Genomic DNA, 14,824 nt, shown 5'->3' on the forward strand with positions numbered 1-14,824 from the left:
GCTCGAAAAAATCCCCAAGCGCTGGACAACCCTTTCCACCGTAAGCGGACGGCGAACACACCTACCTAATTCCGGCCCGTGGCTGTACGCAAATTTGTGCGAAGGGCGACATCCGCATCCGTTTGCCATGTGAAAGCTCATGAATGTAGTCTCTATGGCTTACTAGATCTGAAGGATTTGACTGTATGGCAGTACGGAAGCTGGCCGCGGTGGTTGGTCTTTGGGGGGGATGGTGGGTAGTGTAGAGGCTGGCCATATTTGTACTCTGATCAGCGATGTGAATATGTCCGCCATCCTTTATCAGCGTGGTGAGTGCTCGGCCTGAGTGTCACCTGCCTCCACATTCAAGCTGGCGCTAAGCCTAATGGGATTTGACTCTGGTTTTCTTCATGATCGACACAGCCCTGCGCTGGCTTATAAGCCAGGAGATCCTGATTGGGGAGGCCCTAACTGGCTTCAACCCACCGATCCTGAACGCTGGATAAAATACTCGGTAGTTTGGTACTCGCAGCGAGTAATCCATGCATTAGGGATTGCCCAAATCGAGCATTACGCTATATAGCATTCGGATTCGGTAATGCTGATCTTTCCGGTGATCCTGGTGGGTCTAATGGACTTGATAGGTCTTGGATCAGCTCCTCGTTAAAAATCTCCCCCCTCGAACAGCTCCACTTTCAAGAGAAAATCGCTAGGCGAGAATTGCATGTGAGTGAGCTTTCACCTTGACCTCCCGCATATCGCTCCTTGAAACGCACCCTGATGGATGGGAAATCCACGGTAAGACAGGTACCACTTATCCCCGTGACAGGGAGATTTTACTGGGCATTACAATAAGGAGAAAAAACGATGAGGGTTCGCAAGGGATTATGGGCAATATCGGTGACGGTGGCGTGTATTGCACCGGCTTACGCGGCCACCAACGGCAATGGAGAAAGGCTGTTTACCGAACGCTGCGCGATGTGTCATGGATCGGACATCAGGGGCACAGGCCCGCTGGCTCACAAAAGCTCACCACCAACGCCTGACCTGACGAGCCCGGCTTTCAAGAGCCGTCTCGCAGAGTATCCTGGAGTTATCGTGTCGTCGGTCATACTGCGACCCAACGGCGATCTGATCCCTAGAACCTTGAGAGAGAATGGAGTGAAAGTGGCTCCGCATGCTTGGACGGTTAAGGACTTTCGTGATCTGAATGAATACATGGTTGAGATCATCAGGAGATCGAAGTAAGCATGTGCGGAACGACGATCCCCAAAGAGTGGCCTGAGTGTTCAAGCAACGAAAGCCCGCGACTGGAGGCTCCTGAAGCAGGTAAGGCTCGCCGCGCTTCTGGGCACGCCGGCGGCCTTCGGTCACAGGTTGTGCAACGGCATCCAGTTATGCGGCAACAACTCGGCGATCCCACTCGCTCGCTGCGTCGGTAGCCAGGTTAGGACGTCTTTCAGATAAGCATAAGGATTGGATCAGGCTCATCAGCACCGCCGCTTGTTGACCGCTGCGCAGCGATCCTGCGAAGAGCCAATTCTTGCGTCCAAGAGCCCATGGCCGGATCTGCTGCTCTATGTGGTTGTTATCGATAGGCACCGCGCCGTCATCCAGATAACGTGACAACGCCGTCCAGCGTTTCAGGCTGTAGTCCAGAGCTTTGGCGATGGCCACGCTATCGTGCACCAGCTCGCGCTGGGCGATCATCCAGGTGTGCAGCTTATCCATCACAGGGGCGGCTTTTTCTTGTCGTATTCGTCGCCGTACGTCTGGCTCCAGGTCGCGGATTTCACTCTCGATTTCGTACAGCAGCTGGATATAGCGCAGAGCTTGCTCGGCCAGCGGGCTTTTGTTCGTGGCGTGAAGGTCGAAGAACTTGCGCCGCGCATGGGCCATGCAGCCGATTTCGGTGACACCAAGTGCAAAACTGGCCTTGTAACCACCAAAATCGTCGCACACCAGCTTGCCTTTCCAGTCATGCAGGAAGTTGCGTGCATGTTCGCCAGAGCGGCTGGGGCTGAAGTCGTACACCACTGCGCGGATATCGGCAGACGCGGTGTTTGCATAGGCCCAGACGTAGGCCCAATGGGTTTTCTTCGCGCCAGGCATGAGCACCTGTACCGGCGTCTCATCGGCCTGCACCACGTTGTGTCCAAGCACCACTTCGCGCAGTGCATCAAGCAGCGGTTGCAGTTGCACACCACAGATGCCGATCCACTGCGCCAAGGTCGAGCGCGGGATGGCGAGGCCGGCCCGGCCAAAGATCTTTTCCTGACGGTACAGCGGTAAATGATCACCGTATTTGGCGATCATCACGTGGGCCAGCAGACCTGCCGTAGGGGTGCCCTTGTCGATGACCTGCGCAGGAACCGGTGCCTGGATCAGGATCTCGCAGTCACCACAGACCCACTTGCCACGGATGTGTTGTTCAACCGTGAACACGCCGGGCGTGTAGTCAAGTTTCTCGCTGACATCCTCTCCGATACGCTTGAGGGCGCAGCCGCATTGGCAGTGAGTGTTGTCCGGTTCGAGATGGATTTACGTGCGTGGAAACTCGGGCGGCAAGGCGGTGCGTTTAGGTTTTTACCCAGCCCCAGTCGAAGCTGGAGAGGGTTGCAACGCCTCAAGCTCCGCTTCGATGGCCGCGATGTCGGCGTCGATCAGGTCATCGAGCAAGCTGGATTGATAAGGGCTTAGCTGCTCGCTGCGCTTGGCAAACTTGAAGCGCTTGAGCTGTGCGATCTCATGGGTCAGTTTGTCGTTGATCGTTTTGTAGTGAGGAATCTGCTTGTCCATGGACTCGACTTTTTGATCGAGAGTCTCGACACGCTGCATGAGCTGCGCTGCGATAGCGCGCACTTGCTCAGGGTTTAATTGGTCGAAATCAGGAAGCGAAGTCATGCCGCCGATTTTGCCAGAGCAGGCCAACGCCGCGCGGCGACGCTGGTCATGGCAGTGATTACATCAGGGTGATTGCACTGTTTTGTCCAGTGGACGAGGTTGGCGTTGAGGCTGTGGTGGAGCGCGATGCTGGCAATAGAGGCTCCGGATTGTGCGCACGCTTGAATGACTTGGGCCTTGAACGACCTGGAATAGGAACGGCGTTGTGGCTGCATGAAAGACCCTCTTTAAAAGGCTAGAAGTGGTGTCCACTTAAATTGAGGTGGACACCATCGCCTTTGGTATCGGGGTCAGGAAGGTGTGTTGGCTGGCCGGTTACTTTCCACCGCCCCAGGCTCTTGCAGCTTGCAGCTCATCTCAACCCCCTGCGTCCAAAGTCCTACAAATAGGCAAACTTATTTGGGACCCAGCACATTAGAATAGGCCCAGTCATTTTTTAGACAGAGACGCCTTATATGCCAGATCCAGCTGACGCCAGCAGGGTATCGGAATTACCGCTGGACGAGTTAGTGGCCTGCCATGAGTGCGATCTTCTGATGCGTAAACCGCATCTCGCCCTTGGTGAAAAAGCCCAATGCCCGCGCTGCGGTTATGAGCTTTATGCCCATCGTCACAATGTGGTCGAGCGTAGTCTCGCTCTCGTCATAGCCGCCTTGCTGCTGTATGTCCCTGCGAATTTTTTACCCATCATGGAACTCGACTTGTTGGGGCAGGCCTCTCAAGATACTGTCTGGAGCGGCGTTCTCGGCCTCTTTGATACCGGCATGCAAGGTATCGCCATTGTGGTGTTCCTGTGTAGCATGGGGATCCCTTTACTCAAGTTGCTGTGCCAATTGGCCGTGTTACTCAGCATCCGCTGGAACATTGGTCGCTCTTATGGCTTGCTCATCTACAGGATTTATCACCACCTGAAGGATTGGGGCATGCTCGAGGTCTACCTCATGGGCGTGCTGGTGGCCATTGTTAAACTGGTTGACCTGGCAGAGTTGAGGGTGGGGCTCGGCCTTACCTGTTTTGTCAGCTTGCTGTTAGTTCAGGTCTGGCTGGAGGTCGTGATGTCACCTCATCAGATTTGGGAAGCACTTTCAGGGGAGGACACTCATGCGCGCAATTGATGCTGGCATCCTGATTTGCACCGAGTGCCATGCGTTAAATCGACAAGACCCCGACGCTGCTGAGCAAACCTGCACTCGCTGTGGTGCCATGGTGCACCCACGTCGTCCCAACAGTCTGCTGCGCACCTGGGCCTTGTTGCTGACCTCTGCCATCCTTTACATCCCGGCCAATCTGTTGCCGATCATGACGATCAATACGCTGGGCCAAGGCAGCCCCAGCACGATCATGTCCGGGGTGATCGAACTGGTGCAGCACGGCATGATACCGATTGCCGCTGTCGTGTTTGTGGCAAGTATTCTGGTGCCCACCTTCAAACTGGTCGGTATTGGTTTGCTGCTGTTTTCGGTCCAGCGGCATCAGCCGTTGTCGGCTCGGCAACGTATCATCATGTACCGCTTTATCGAGTTTATTGGCCGTTGGTCGATGCTCGATATTTTTGTCATCGCCATTCTGGTGGCGGTGGTGAACTTTGGACGTATTGCCAGTATTGAAGCTAATCTCGGCGCTGTCGCTTTCGCCAGTGTGGTGATACTGACCATGCTTGCAGCTGTAACTTTTGATCCCCGACTGATTTGGGACAACACGGAGTCGGATGACGACCATGAGTGATTTACCAACCGCTAAAACCCGCCCAGCGTCCAATTGGTCGGCCATCTGGATTCTCCCGCTCATTGCTCTGATCATCGGAGGCTGGTTGGGCTGGAAAGCCTACAGCGAGACGGGTATCGATATTCAGGTGCGCTTCGAAAGTGGTGAAGGCATCGTCGCCAACAAGACCGAAGTCGTCTACAAAGGCATGCCCGTGGGCAAGGTCAAAACACTGGCTCTGGATGAGAGTGGTCCCAGCAAGGGCGTCATTGCCACCATCGAAATGAACAAGGATGTCGAGCAGTACCTGAAGACCAACACCCGTTTCTGGTTGGTCAAACCCAGTGTGACACTGGCCGGTATAACCGGGCTCGAAACCCTGGTGTCCGGCAACTATATTGCGGTCAGTCCCGGGGATGGTGAGTCCTCGCGCAAGTTCAAAGCCCTGTCGCAAGAGCCGCCGTTGTCTGACGCCAAGCCGGGTTTGCACCTGACACTGAAAGCCGATCGACTCGGCTCGCTGAATCGCGGCAGCCCGGTGTTCTACAAACAGATCCAGGTGGGTCAGGTTAAAAGCTATGTGCTTTCCGAAGATCACAACACCGTCGAGATCAAAGTGTTTATTGAACCGACCTACGCGAGCCTGGTGCGCAAGCACACGCGTTTCTGGAATGCCAGCGGCATCAGCATTGACGCCAACCTGTCGGGTGTAAAAGTACGCAGTGAATCGCTGGCCAGCATCGTGGCTGGTGGTATCGCCTTCGCGACGCCAGAAAACCGGAAAGACAGCCCGCCAACAGACCCAAATCTGCCATTCCGTTTGTATGAAGACTTCGATGCGGCCCAGGCCGGTATCAAGGTCAAAGTCAAACTCAGCGATTTCGAAGGCCTCCAGGCCGGGCGTACGCCTGTCATGTACAAGGGCATTCAAGTCGGCAGCCTCAAAGCCTTGAAAGTCGACTCAGACCTCAGCAGTGCCAGCGCTGAACTGGCCCTTGATCCTTTGGCCGAAGACTATCTGGTAGAAGGGACCCAATTCTGGGTGGTCAAGCCTTCAATCTCGCTGGCCGGCATCACCGGTCTCGAAGCGCTGGTCAAAGGCAACTACATCGCCATTCGTCCCGGTGACAAAGGTGGCAAACCCGAGCGTGAGTTTGTCGCTCGCCCCAAAGCGCCGCCATTGGACCTGCGCTCCCCGGGCCTGCACATGGTGCTTTTCACTGACAACCTGGGCTCCCTGGATGTCGGCAGCCCGGTGCTCTACAAACAGGTCAAAGTCGGTTCGGTACAGAGCTACCAGTTCTCCCGCACTAAAAAACAATTGGTCATTGGGGTGCACATCGAGAAGGAGTACGAAGGCCTGGTCAACGCGTCAACTCGCTTCTGGAACGCTAGTGGTGTAACCCTGACCGGCGGCCTGACCAGTGGCATTCAGGTTAAAAGTGAATCCCTGCAAAGCCTGATGGCAGGCGGCATCGCGTTTGAGACCCCGAAAGCCACTGCGCCTTTGCAAAAACGTATTCCGCGCTTCCGTCTCTTCAGCGATCGTGATGCCGCCATGCAACAAGGCGTCCCGATCACCATCAAAGTGGCGAGTGCAGATGGCTTGAGCAGCGGCTCACCCATTCGCTTCAAAGGTTTGACAGTCGGCAAGATTGAAAGCGTCGACCTAAGTGACGACCTGCAATCTGTCCTGCTGCAAGCGCGCATCACCGAAGTGCCGGAACGCATCGCGCGGGCAGGCACCCAATTTTGGGTGGTCAAACCCGAACTGGGCCTGATGAAAACCGCTAACCTCGAAACCCTGGTGACGGGCCAGTATCTTGAAGTACAACCAGCGCCCAAAGGCCGTGGGCCGCAAAATGATTTCGTCGCCTTGGAGCGTGCGCCCGATGCAGTTGTCCCTGAAGCAGGGCTGCGCCTGGTATTGAGTGCTGCACGTCGCGGGTCACTCAAAGAGGGCGTCCCCGTGACCTACCGTGAAGTCACTGTAGGCAAGGTTACCGGATACGAACTGGGCAATACCGCTGACCGAGTACTGGTGCATATCCTGATCGAGCCTCGCTACGCGCCATTGGTGCGCAGCGGCAGTCGCTTCTGGAACACCAGCGGTTTCGGTGTCGACTTTGGTTTGTTCAAAGGCGCGACGATTCGTACCGAGTCCCTTGAAACCCTGGTGCAAGGCGGTATTGCCTTCGCCACGCCAGACGGGGACAAAATGGGCAACCCAGCGCGTCCGCAGCAGACCTTCCCGCTCTTCGACAAGTTTGAAGAGGAATGGCTGCAATGGGCGCCAAAAATCCCGTTGGCTAAATAGCCGGACAAGCTGTCCTAAAAAACCGCGATCACTGATCGCGGTTTTTTTTCGTCTACTGATTCTCGCTTGCCGGTCTGCGTTTCTCGCCATCCCACATATTTAATAAACTTCAGAGAATTCCTACGTTGATTTTGTCTTTGGCACGTTAACTTCTTTCCAGTTTCGTCGTTTGGGTCAGACCTACTATACAAGGGGTTAAATAATAGAGGATGACCATAAATAGCGCGGCAAAACTTAGGGGTGTTACTTTTTAAATAACTCATGGATGAGCGTCTTGTTAGAAGGCGCGCGTAGGTGCGCCTCAGGCTAAGTTAAATTTAAACGGTGAGCCCCAGACATTAATCAACTAAAGGAACTTATAAAATGAAGTGTGTAAAAAAAACGGCTTTGATCTCCCTGTTCATGTTGTCGGGCGCAGCCTCGCTGGTTCAGGCGGCTGGTGCTGGTCAAGGTACTGTTACTTTTGAAGGTGCAATCATTGAGGCGGCTTGCTCGATAGCGCCAGAAAGTGTTGATCAAACTATCGGCCTTGGGCAAGTTGCCAAGTCGGTTTTGGATTCGGGTGGTTCCAGTGAGCCTGAAACATTCAAAATCAAGCTGGTGGGTTGCGATACTTCCACCCTTAAAACAGTCAGCACGACCTTCACCGGTGGCGCATCGGCAGATGTTCCGGGCGCTCTGGGCATTGTGGGTACCGCCTCTGGTGCTGGCATCATGATGCGCGATGCGAGTGGCACACTCATCAAACTGGGTACTCCAACGCCGCCGCAAATCATTCAGGACGGCAATAACGACCTGCAATTCGGTGCCTTCCTCCAAGGCAGCGCCACGCCGGATATTATCAAGCCAGGCGAATTCACCGCCATCACGAACTTCTCATTGGCTTACCAGTAAGTCATAGCCCTGCCACTGCGAGGTGGTAGGGCAACTTTTAAATAAGAGCACTTTCGTGAATGTAATAACGCAATTAACTATTACTTCTTCGCTCGCACTTTTAATGGTGTCATTTAATAGTGCTAAGGCTGATGGACCTTTTAATGGTCTTGTTACTCTGAACGGAGAAATTCTTGATACCGCCTGTGCCATAGGCACTAACAGCGCTTATCAAGTGATTGAAATGGATCCCATGCCTGTTGGTCGACTGGTTCGAATTGGTGAAGGTGATCCCTATGCGTTTACCTTGCACTTGGTTAATTGCTCTCTTTCTCGTAACGACCCTGACCGTCCCGGTGAAAAGTTGCCCGACTGGCAACACGTGCGCGTGACATTTGACGGAGAGCCGGATCGGCAAGGCCGTTCCTTCGCCGCCAATGGGTCTTCCCAGGGCGTGGCCATTCACATCACCGATTCCGAAGGGCGCGAAAGCATTCCTGGCGTGCCTATGGCGAAGATCCCGCTCTCAAGTGCTCGGGATCAAGTGCTGCACTACACCCTTAAATTGGTCGGCAATAACCAGCCCCTGTCTGTCGGAAGCCACCGCGCAGCAGTGCGCTTCAGGCTGGAGTATTTCTGACATGTACGGCCTGTTTCCCATGCTGAAAGCACCGATGATTAAAACCGCACTGTCCCCGTGCCTGATGGGCGGGTTGATGGCGTTTGCAGGTTATGCACTGGCCGCCGGTGATATTCAGTTCAATACCGACATCCTCGACCTTAACGATCGTTCCAACATTGATTTGTCGCCGTTCTCGCGCAGTGGCTTTATCTTGCCCGGCGTTTATCCGATGAACGTGCAGCTCAATAACCAGAGCCTTTCTGAACACCGTGTGGCGTTCATGGCGCCCGATGATGACCCCAAGGGCAGTGAAGCCTGTCTGTCACCGGAACTGATTGCACTGATGGGGCTCAAGGAAGACAAAGTCGCAGACCTGATCTGGTGGAAAAACGCCCAATGCCTGGACATGCGTAGCCTGCCAGGCATGGAAGTTGAAGGCGACCTCAGCACCTCGGCCCTGCGTATTTCTTTGCCCCAGGCCTATTTGCAATACACCGCCCAGAACTGGGACCCACCTTCGCGTTGGGATGAGGGCGTGAGCGGGTTGCTGTTCGATTACAACCTGACCACCCAGACCATTCGCGACAACAGCACCTCCAACCGAAATAATTTCAGCGGCAACGGGACACTCGGCGCCAACGTCGGGGCCTGGCGAGTCAGGGCCGACTGGCAAGCGCGGCTCAATGATGAAGGCACCTACCGCACCCAGAGCATGGAATGGAACCGTATCTATGCCTATCGCGCCGTACCTTCGTTGCAAGCCAAGCTGTCGGTGGGGGAAAACTACCTGTACACGGACCTGTTCGACAGCTTCCGCTTTACCGGTGTTTCGCTCAACTCCGATGACAGCCAGTTGCCACCCAATTTGCGCGGCTATGCCCCGGAAGTGGTGGGGGTGGCCCGGACCAACGCAAAAGTCGTTATCAGCCAGCAAGGGCGCGTGCTCTACGAAGCGCTGGTTGCTGCTGGTCCCTTTCGGATTCAGGACCTCAATGATGCGGTCAGCGGCTCGATGGATGTGCGCGTAGAAGAACAGGACGGTACGGTGCAAACCTTCAAGGTCGAATCCGCCACCGTTCCCTACCTGACCCGTCCCGGCAGCCTGCGCTTCAAACTGGCGGCAGGCAGGCCGACCAATCTTCAGGAAGGCGACGCTGGCAGCGTTTTCGGCACCGGGGAGTTTTCCTGGGGCGTGAGCAATGGTTGGTCGCTGTTTGGCGGGGCCATTACCGATAACAATTACCGCGCTCTGTCGGCCGGTATCGGTCGCGACCTGCTGACCTTCGGCGCTGTGTCTTTGGACGCCACCCAGGCCCGCAGCCAACTGCGCGATGGCACCTACAACGGTTCTTCCTACCGGGTCAGTTACTCCAAGACCTTTGAAGAATATGACAGCCAGGTCACTTTCGCCGGTTACCGGTTTTCCCAAAGGGACTACCTGAGTGTCAGCGAATACCTGGACGTCCTTCACTACGGTGGCGACGCGGGTGGCAGTAAATCCCTGTACACCGCCACCTTCAACAAGCAGTTCCGCGAGGCCGGACTCTCGGTTTATCTGGATTACAGCAATCAGTCTTACTGGGACCGCCCGGATACCAAGCGCTGGAACCTGTCCATGTCCCGGTATTTCAATCTGGGGCCGGTCAGAAACATGAGCCTGTCGCTCAACCTGTTCCGCACCCAAGAGCGTGAGCAGCCTGTGAACAACGGGATGTACTTATCGGTCAGTGTGCCGCTGGGGCAGTCGGGATCGTTGTCCAGCAGCTTCAACCGGAACCAGAACACCAACAGTTATTCCACGCGCTACAGCGACCGTGTGAATGAGCGAAACCACTATCAACTGTCAGCCAGCGACACGTCAGTCAGCGCTTACCTGAGCCATGTGGGCGATTACGCGGACATCGATGTTAGCGCCAGCATGGAACAGGGCAATCGCAGCGGCCTCAGCCTGTCAGCCCGCGGCGGTGGCACCCTGACACGCAACGGCGGGGCCTTGCACCGCAGTGGCAGCATGGGCGGTACGCGTTTGTTAGTGGACACCGCAGGCGTCGCAGGCGTCCCTGTTCGCGGATACGGCACCCCGAGTCGCAGCAACGGTTTTGGCAAGGTTGTGATTTCAGACATCAACAGTTACTACCGGACCTCGGCCAGTGTCGATCTCGAAAGCCTGCCGGACAACATCGAAGCCACACAATCGGTCACCGAACTGACCCTGACCGAAGGCGCTATCGGCTATCGCAGCCTGGAAGTAATCGGCGGTGAAAAAGCCATGGCTAACCTGCGCCTGCCCGATGGCAGCGTGCCGCCGTTCGGTGCCACCGTCAAAAACGTCAGGCAACAGGCCACTGGCATCGTCAACGACGCGGGCAGTGTCTACCTGAGCGGCATTGAGCCCAGCTCCGTCATGATCGTCAGTTGGGGCGGCACCGAGCGCTGCACCCTTTCATTACCTGAGGTACTGCCCACTGATGGGCTGACCTCAACCCTGGACCTGTTGTGTCAGCCAACCCGCGCCCACCTCACCCCCGCATCGGCAGACCGGCCCATCGCTTCGGAGAAAATAACTCATGACCTTTAATTCACGCGTGGCGCCTTTTTCGCTCGCCCTGTTGACGTTTTGCCTGGTCAACAACGCCAAGGCTGCCATAGGCCTGGACCGTACGCGGGTGATCTTCGATGGCGGCAAAAGTGCTGTCAGCATGAACATCACCAATAACAACAAAGAATTGCCTTATCTGGCCCAAGGCTGGATCGAAGATGAAAAGGGCATAAAGATCACCAGCCCGCTGACGGTCCTGCCGCCTGTGCAGCGTCTGGAGCCCGGCAAAAACAGCCAGGTAAAAGTCCAGGCATTACCGGCTGCCAAACTCCTGCCCCAGGACCGGGAAACGGTCTACTACTTCAACCTGCGGGAGATTCCACCGCGCAGCGATAAGGCCAACACCCTGCAAATCGCTTTGCAGACACGCATCAAATTGTTCTACCGACCGGCCTCGATCATGCCGACCCAACAGCAACTGGCCAATCCATGGCAGGAACAACTCACTCTGACGCGTCAAGGCGACCATTATCAGGTCAATAACCCGACGCCTTACTACATCACCCTGGTGGATGCGCGCAGCAGCAAAGACGCCAAGACCGCCGCCGGTTTTGAACCGCTGATGATAGAGCCCAAAGGCGCCTTGAAACTCGCACCGACCGTCGCTGACTTGGGCAAGACGCCTTACCTGACCTACATCAACGATTACGGTGGGCGCCCGACGCTGATGTTCACCTGTAACGGCAACACGTGCACGGTCGACGTCAAGGCTTCATCGCGCAATGAATAGCTCCTTGATGATCCCGATCGCCGTGGCGTTCAGCGGCTTGTTGCTGGCGATATCAGCCAGTCATTCCCGAGCAGAAGACGAGGGCATGGGCGGCTTGCTGGACATCACCGGCTCGTTGAATCACGCGCCCTGCATGCTGGAAATGACCTCGGCGTACCAGAACGTCGAACTTAAAAACGTACCCCGTAGTGCGCTGTTGCGCCCCGGCGATATGGCCCCGCCTGTGAGTTTTGAAATGCGTTTTGTGGACTGTCGCCGCATCGCGGGCGGTCTGCCCAACGAGCGCACCGGCCGGTTGGTCTGGAGCCCTTACGAGCCCGTGGTGTCGGTTGCTTTCTTGGCACCGGTCGACGCGGATGACCCGCGGCTGGTCAAAGTCCAGGGCATCACCGGCCTGGGGCTGCGCCTGACCGACTCGCTGGGGCGTGATGTACGCATCGGCAGCTGGGGGCAGCCGCTGTTTCTGGTCCACGGTCGCGACTCCATGACCTGGTATGTACAAGCCACTCGCACGGCTGCTCCTTTGACCAATGGCGCTTTCCGGGCTGTTGTGGATTTCAGGCTCAACTATGACTAATCAAAACCTGATCAAGCCCTCGGCAAAAGCCTGTGTGCTCCTCTTCTGCAGCGCTGTGCTGTGCATGGCTGGGCGCACCGTGCAGGCAGACCTCTCTGTGGGCATCCAGGGCAAGATCATCGCGCCACCGGCGTGCACCATCAACGGGGGCGGCACTGTGGAAGTGCCCTTCGGGGATGACCTCATTACCACCCAGATCGACGGTGTGCAGTACCGCACTGTCGTGCGATACACGGTTGTCTGCACGGGGGGCGGATCGAATGCCATGACACTCAAGCTGACAGGCACAGGGGCGTCATTTGATACGCAGTCTCTTGCCACCAGCAAAACCGATCTTGGGATCCGGTTGTTTATCAATGGTGCGGTATGGCCGCTCAACACGAGCGTGAAATTTACTTACCCTCAGTTGCCGGCGATGGAAGCGGTGCCCGTTAAAAGGCCCACCAGTACGCTGGCGGCCGGTGCGTTTTCTGCGACAGCCACTGTGGTGGTTGCATCGCAATGATGAGGAACCTGTCATGAAACTCTGCAAACTGCTTTCGCTGTACGCCCTGTGTTCCCTGGGAATAAGCACAAGCGCCTCAGCCAACCTTGCGTTCAGTGGCACTTTGGTGGAGCCACCGGTATGCACCATCAACAATGGCAATACGATCACCATTGATTTCAAGGATGTAGGGATCAACAAGGTGGATGGCGTCAACTACCGAGAGGCGGTGAACTACACGATCAGCTGTGCCGGCAGCACCTTGCCATGGGAAATGGTGTTGACCGTCAGGGGCACAGCCACAACGTTTGATCCGGCTGCTGTGCAATCCAATGTGGCCGATCTTGGTATTCATATGCTGCAGGATGGCCGCGCGTTTAACCTCAATACGCCCATGGTCATCAACCCCCAGGCGCCACCCGTATTGGAAGCCGTGCCTGTAAAACTGCTCGGCTCTTCGCTGCGTGCCGGTGCGTTTAACGCTGCCGCAACCTTGCTGGCCGAATACCAATGAGGGGCCCGGATCATGGAGCGTGAAACGCAAACCTCGGGCTGGCACGTGCTGGCAATGACCGCGCTGCTGAGCGCTCCACTGTTGCTCTGCGGCAAAGCGCAGGCGGCGGACAACTTGAGTTTTATCGGTAACCTGGTGGTTGAAGCGTGCACGATTCGACCGGGCGACGAGGCACAGAGGCTGGAGTTCAGAGACGCGTCCAGTCGCGATTTGTACATGCACAGTCGTACAGAAGGACGGGCCTTCGAGATCCATCTTGAGGGCTGTGATACCAGCCTTGCCGATTCGGTTACCACCACATTCAGCGGTATTGAAAACGCCGAACTCCCAGGGCTGTTGAAGCTGGATGGAGGCAGTACGGCCTCGGGTATCGCGATAGGCATCGAAACGCCCGCCAACCAACCCTTGCCCTTAAACGTGGCCAGCGAAAAGCAAACATTAACCGATGGCTCAAATGTTATTTCGCTCAAGGCTTATATAAGAGCTGAGCCCAAAGCGATTAGCGATCGCTTGATCGTAGCAGGTGTTTTTACTGCGACATCAACCTTTACCTTGGATTACCCGTAAGCCAATGAAGGCCACGCGTCAGTCGAACTCTACGAAACGGTCTTGACGCTCTCCCGTCACTTTCACCACGGCTGTCGCCTATGTGGACTCCCTATGTTTAAGATCCTTAGATACACATTCACCAGCGCCGGCATTCTGGCCGTCATCGCTACCCAAAATATGGCCATAGCCGACATTGTCTATGCGAACGGTAATCTCTTGCCCAACCGCGGCTACCTACAGCGTTGGGCGGCTGCTGGTGGGACCACGCCAGGCGTTGTATCGTGCGGCGCGACCACCTGTGCAGTTGGCTTGGCGTACCAGTGGTACAGTCAAGGCCATCCCGGATACTACTGGCACTTTGTTGGCGACTGGGTCATCGTGAATTCAGGGACCCTGTGGAACGATGCGGTACGTCAGTGGATCAACAAGTTTGGGAGATCGGGGAGTGATACCAGCTATTGGGACCCCCGAGGCAGCACGCTCACATCAACCTGCATGCGAGCCAGTCAACCTTACGATCTTGCGGAAGGGCAGATCCCCGTGCGCGCTGCCTGCAATTCCATATTGCCCGCGCCCGCAAAATGCGATTTCAGCACCCAGGCGATCACCCTCAACCACAACACGATCGACAAGAACGCCGTCAACGGCCACACCGCCACCACCCAGTTCAATGTCTCCTGCACTTCACCGGTCACGGTCAAGGTGGATAACGTACAGGGCAACGGGCCCACACAGGTGCTGCCGGGGATAACCTCGACTGTCCAGATAGACGGCCGTGCACTCGGTTCACAGCTGCAATGGCAAACAGGTACGACCACGCACACGGCGACCTCCAGGCTCACGGATACAGGCACGTCACTCGGTGATTTCAACGCCTACATTGTACTGCGCCTTACCATCCTCTGATAAAGCGTGTGCGTACCTATGCCCTTGGTGGCTCACCCCCAAGGGCCGAATCTTTAAACGCGCTGT

General features: G+C 56.1%; 16 protein-coding genes and 1 pseudogene. 15 read left to right on the top strand and 2 right to left on the bottom strand.

Features of this window, described 5'->3' with window-relative positions:
* Positions 1-325: 325 nt before the first annotated feature.
* The 3 genes from NTD86_RS24365 to NTD86_RS19405 all read left to right on the top strand — a co-directional run bounded on the left by NTD86_RS24365 (position 326) and on the right by NTD86_RS19405 (position 1,227).
* Positions 326-562 (top strand): penicillin-binding transpeptidase domain-containing protein, encoded by a 237-nt coding sequence (locus NTD86_RS24365; RefSeq protein ID WP_410016996.1) that lies wholly within the window; start codon positions 326-328, stop codon positions 560-562.
* Positions 499-726, top strand: a complete 228-nt coding sequence (locus tag NTD86_RS24370; protein WP_410016997.1) for a penicillin-binding transpeptidase domain-containing protein — start codon at positions 499-501, stop codon at positions 724-726. Before NTD86_RS24365 ends, NTD86_RS24370 begins: the two co-directional genes overlap by 64 nt.
* 120 nt (positions 727-846) lie before the next feature.
* Positions 847-1,227, top strand: coding sequence for a c-type cytochrome (locus NTD86_RS19405; protein WP_262204580.1), 381 nt, complete (start codon positions 847-849; stop codon positions 1,225-1,227).
* A 122-nt stretch (positions 1,228-1,349) separates the two neighbouring features.
* On the opposite strand, the pseudogene tnpC reads toward NTD86_RS19405, so the two are convergent.
* Together tnpC and NTD86_RS24375 are read right to left on the bottom strand one after the other, a co-directional pair.
* Positions 1,350-2,883 (bottom strand): annotated as a pseudogene (gene tnpC, locus NTD86_RS19410) (IS66 family transposase).
* The gene (locus tag NTD86_RS24375) at positions 2,880-3,098 is read right to left on the bottom strand and encodes a transposase (protein ID WP_410016998.1); all 219 of its coding nucleotides are present in this window, start codon (positions 3,096-3,098) and stop codon (positions 2,880-2,882) included. The pseudogene tnpC and the gene NTD86_RS24375 overlap by 4 nt, the downstream one beginning before the upstream one ends.
* Positions 3,099-3,338: 240 nt before the next feature.
* Between NTD86_RS24375 and NTD86_RS19415 the strand changes: the two genes are divergently transcribed.
* The 12 genes from NTD86_RS19415 (at position 3,339) to NTD86_RS19470 (ending at position 14,758) form a co-directional block, all read left to right on the top strand.
* Positions 3,339-3,998 (top strand): paraquat-inducible protein A, encoded by a 660-nt coding sequence (locus NTD86_RS19415; RefSeq protein WP_262204582.1) that lies wholly within the window; start codon positions 3,339-3,341, stop codon positions 3,996-3,998.
* The gene (locus NTD86_RS19420) at positions 3,985-4,608 is read left to right on the top strand and encodes a paraquat-inducible protein A (protein WP_262204584.1); all 624 of its coding nucleotides are present in this window, start codon (positions 3,985-3,987) and stop codon (positions 4,606-4,608) included. Before NTD86_RS19415 ends, NTD86_RS19420 begins: the two co-directional genes overlap by 14 nt.
* Entirely contained in the window at positions 4,601-6,904 is a 2,304-nt protein-coding gene (locus NTD86_RS19425; RefSeq protein WP_262204586.1) for a PqiB family protein, read from the top strand. The genes NTD86_RS19420 and NTD86_RS19425 overlap by 8 nt, the downstream gene beginning before the upstream one ends.
* A 363-nt stretch (positions 6,905-7,267) precedes the next feature.
* Complete coding sequence (locus tag NTD86_RS19430; protein WP_262204588.1) at positions 7,268-7,798, top strand: fimbrial protein; 531 nt, start codon at positions 7,268-7,270, stop codon at positions 7,796-7,798.
* Between the two features lie 55 nt (positions 7,799-7,853).
* A complete protein-coding gene (locus tag NTD86_RS19435) occupies positions 7,854-8,417 on the top strand; it encodes a fimbrial protein (protein WP_315974760.1) in 564 nt (187 codons plus the stop codon).
* Position 8,418: 1 nt separating this feature from the next.
* Complete coding sequence (locus NTD86_RS19440; RefSeq protein ID WP_262204590.1) at positions 8,419-10,977, top strand: outer membrane usher protein; 2,559 nt, start codon at positions 8,419-8,421, stop codon at positions 10,975-10,977.
* Positions 10,967-11,728: a fimbria/pilus periplasmic chaperone gene (locus tag NTD86_RS19445; protein ID WP_262204592.1), complete on the top strand. Its 762-nt coding sequence runs from the start codon at positions 10,967-10,969 to the stop codon at positions 11,726-11,728. The genes NTD86_RS19440 and NTD86_RS19445 overlap by 11 nt, the downstream gene beginning before the upstream one ends.
* The gene (locus NTD86_RS19450; protein ID WP_262204594.1) at positions 11,721-12,305 is read left to right on the top strand and encodes a fimbrial protein; all 585 of its coding nucleotides are present in this window, start codon (positions 11,721-11,723) and stop codon (positions 12,303-12,305) included. Before NTD86_RS19445 ends, NTD86_RS19450 begins: the two co-directional genes overlap by 8 nt.
* Complete coding sequence (locus NTD86_RS19455; protein ID WP_262204595.1) at positions 12,298-12,810, top strand: fimbrial protein; 513 nt, start codon at positions 12,298-12,300, stop codon at positions 12,808-12,810. The genes NTD86_RS19450 and NTD86_RS19455 overlap by 8 nt, the downstream gene beginning before the upstream one ends.
* A 13-nt stretch (positions 12,811-12,823) precedes the next feature.
* Complete coding sequence (locus NTD86_RS19460; RefSeq protein WP_262204596.1) at positions 12,824-13,303, top strand: fimbrial protein; 480 nt, start codon at positions 12,824-12,826, stop codon at positions 13,301-13,303.
* Positions 13,304-13,357: 54 nt separating this feature from the next.
* The gene (locus NTD86_RS19465; protein WP_262204598.1) at positions 13,358-13,870 is read left to right on the top strand and encodes a fimbrial protein; all 513 of its coding nucleotides are present in this window, start codon (positions 13,358-13,360) and stop codon (positions 13,868-13,870) included.
* 93 nt (positions 13,871-13,963) lie between these two features.
* Positions 13,964-14,758: a hypothetical protein gene (locus NTD86_RS19470; protein WP_262204600.1), complete on the top strand. Its 795-nt coding sequence runs from the start codon at positions 13,964-13,966 to the stop codon at positions 14,756-14,758.
* Positions 14,759-14,824 lie beyond the last annotated feature (66 nt).

Source organism: Pseudomonas sp. 7P_10.2_Bac1 (assembly GCF_025465935.1).
Taxonomy (GTDB): Bacteria; Pseudomonadota; Gammaproteobacteria; order Pseudomonadales; family Pseudomonadaceae; genus Aquipseudomonas.

Excerpts from the sequence above, each read along its gene's own strand:
- NTD86_RS19405 (WP_262204580.1), top strand. The coding sequence starts at position 847 with ATGAGGGTTCGCAAGGGATTATGGGCAATATCGGTGACGGTGGCGTGT.
- NTD86_RS24375 (WP_410016998.1), bottom strand. The coding sequence starts at position 3,098 with ATGCAGCCACAACGCCGTTCCTATTCCAGGTCGTTCAAGGCCCAAGTC.
- NTD86_RS19415 (WP_262204582.1), top strand. The coding sequence starts at position 3,339 with ATGCCAGATCCAGCTGACGCCAGCAGGGTATCGGAATTACCGCTGGAC.
- NTD86_RS19420 (WP_262204584.1), top strand. The coding sequence starts at position 3,985 with ATGCGCGCAATTGATGCTGGCATCCTGATTTGCACCGAGTGCCATGCG.
- NTD86_RS19425 (WP_262204586.1), top strand. The coding sequence starts at position 4,601 with ATGAGTGATTTACCAACCGCTAAAACCCGCCCAGCGTCCAATTGGTCG.
- NTD86_RS19430 (WP_262204588.1), top strand. The coding sequence starts at position 7,268 with ATGAAGTGTGTAAAAAAAACGGCTTTGATCTCCCTGTTCATGTTGTCG.
- NTD86_RS19440 (WP_262204590.1), top strand. The coding sequence starts at position 8,419 with ATGTACGGCCTGTTTCCCATGCTGAAAGCACCGATGATTAAAACCGCA.
- NTD86_RS19445 (WP_262204592.1), top strand. The coding sequence starts at position 10,967 with ATGACCTTTAATTCACGCGTGGCGCCTTTTTCGCTCGCCCTGTTGACG.
- NTD86_RS19450 (WP_262204594.1), top strand. The coding sequence starts at position 11,721 with ATGAATAGCTCCTTGATGATCCCGATCGCCGTGGCGTTCAGCGGCTTG.
- NTD86_RS19455 (WP_262204595.1), top strand. The coding sequence starts at position 12,298 with ATGACTAATCAAAACCTGATCAAGCCCTCGGCAAAAGCCTGTGTGCTC.
- NTD86_RS19460 (WP_262204596.1), top strand. The coding sequence starts at position 12,824 with ATGAAACTCTGCAAACTGCTTTCGCTGTACGCCCTGTGTTCCCTGGGA.
- NTD86_RS19465 (WP_262204598.1), top strand. The coding sequence starts at position 13,358 with ATGACCGCGCTGCTGAGCGCTCCACTGTTGCTCTGCGGCAAAGCGCAG.
- NTD86_RS19470 (WP_262204600.1), top strand. The coding sequence starts at position 13,964 with ATGTTTAAGATCCTTAGATACACATTCACCAGCGCCGGCATTCTGGCC.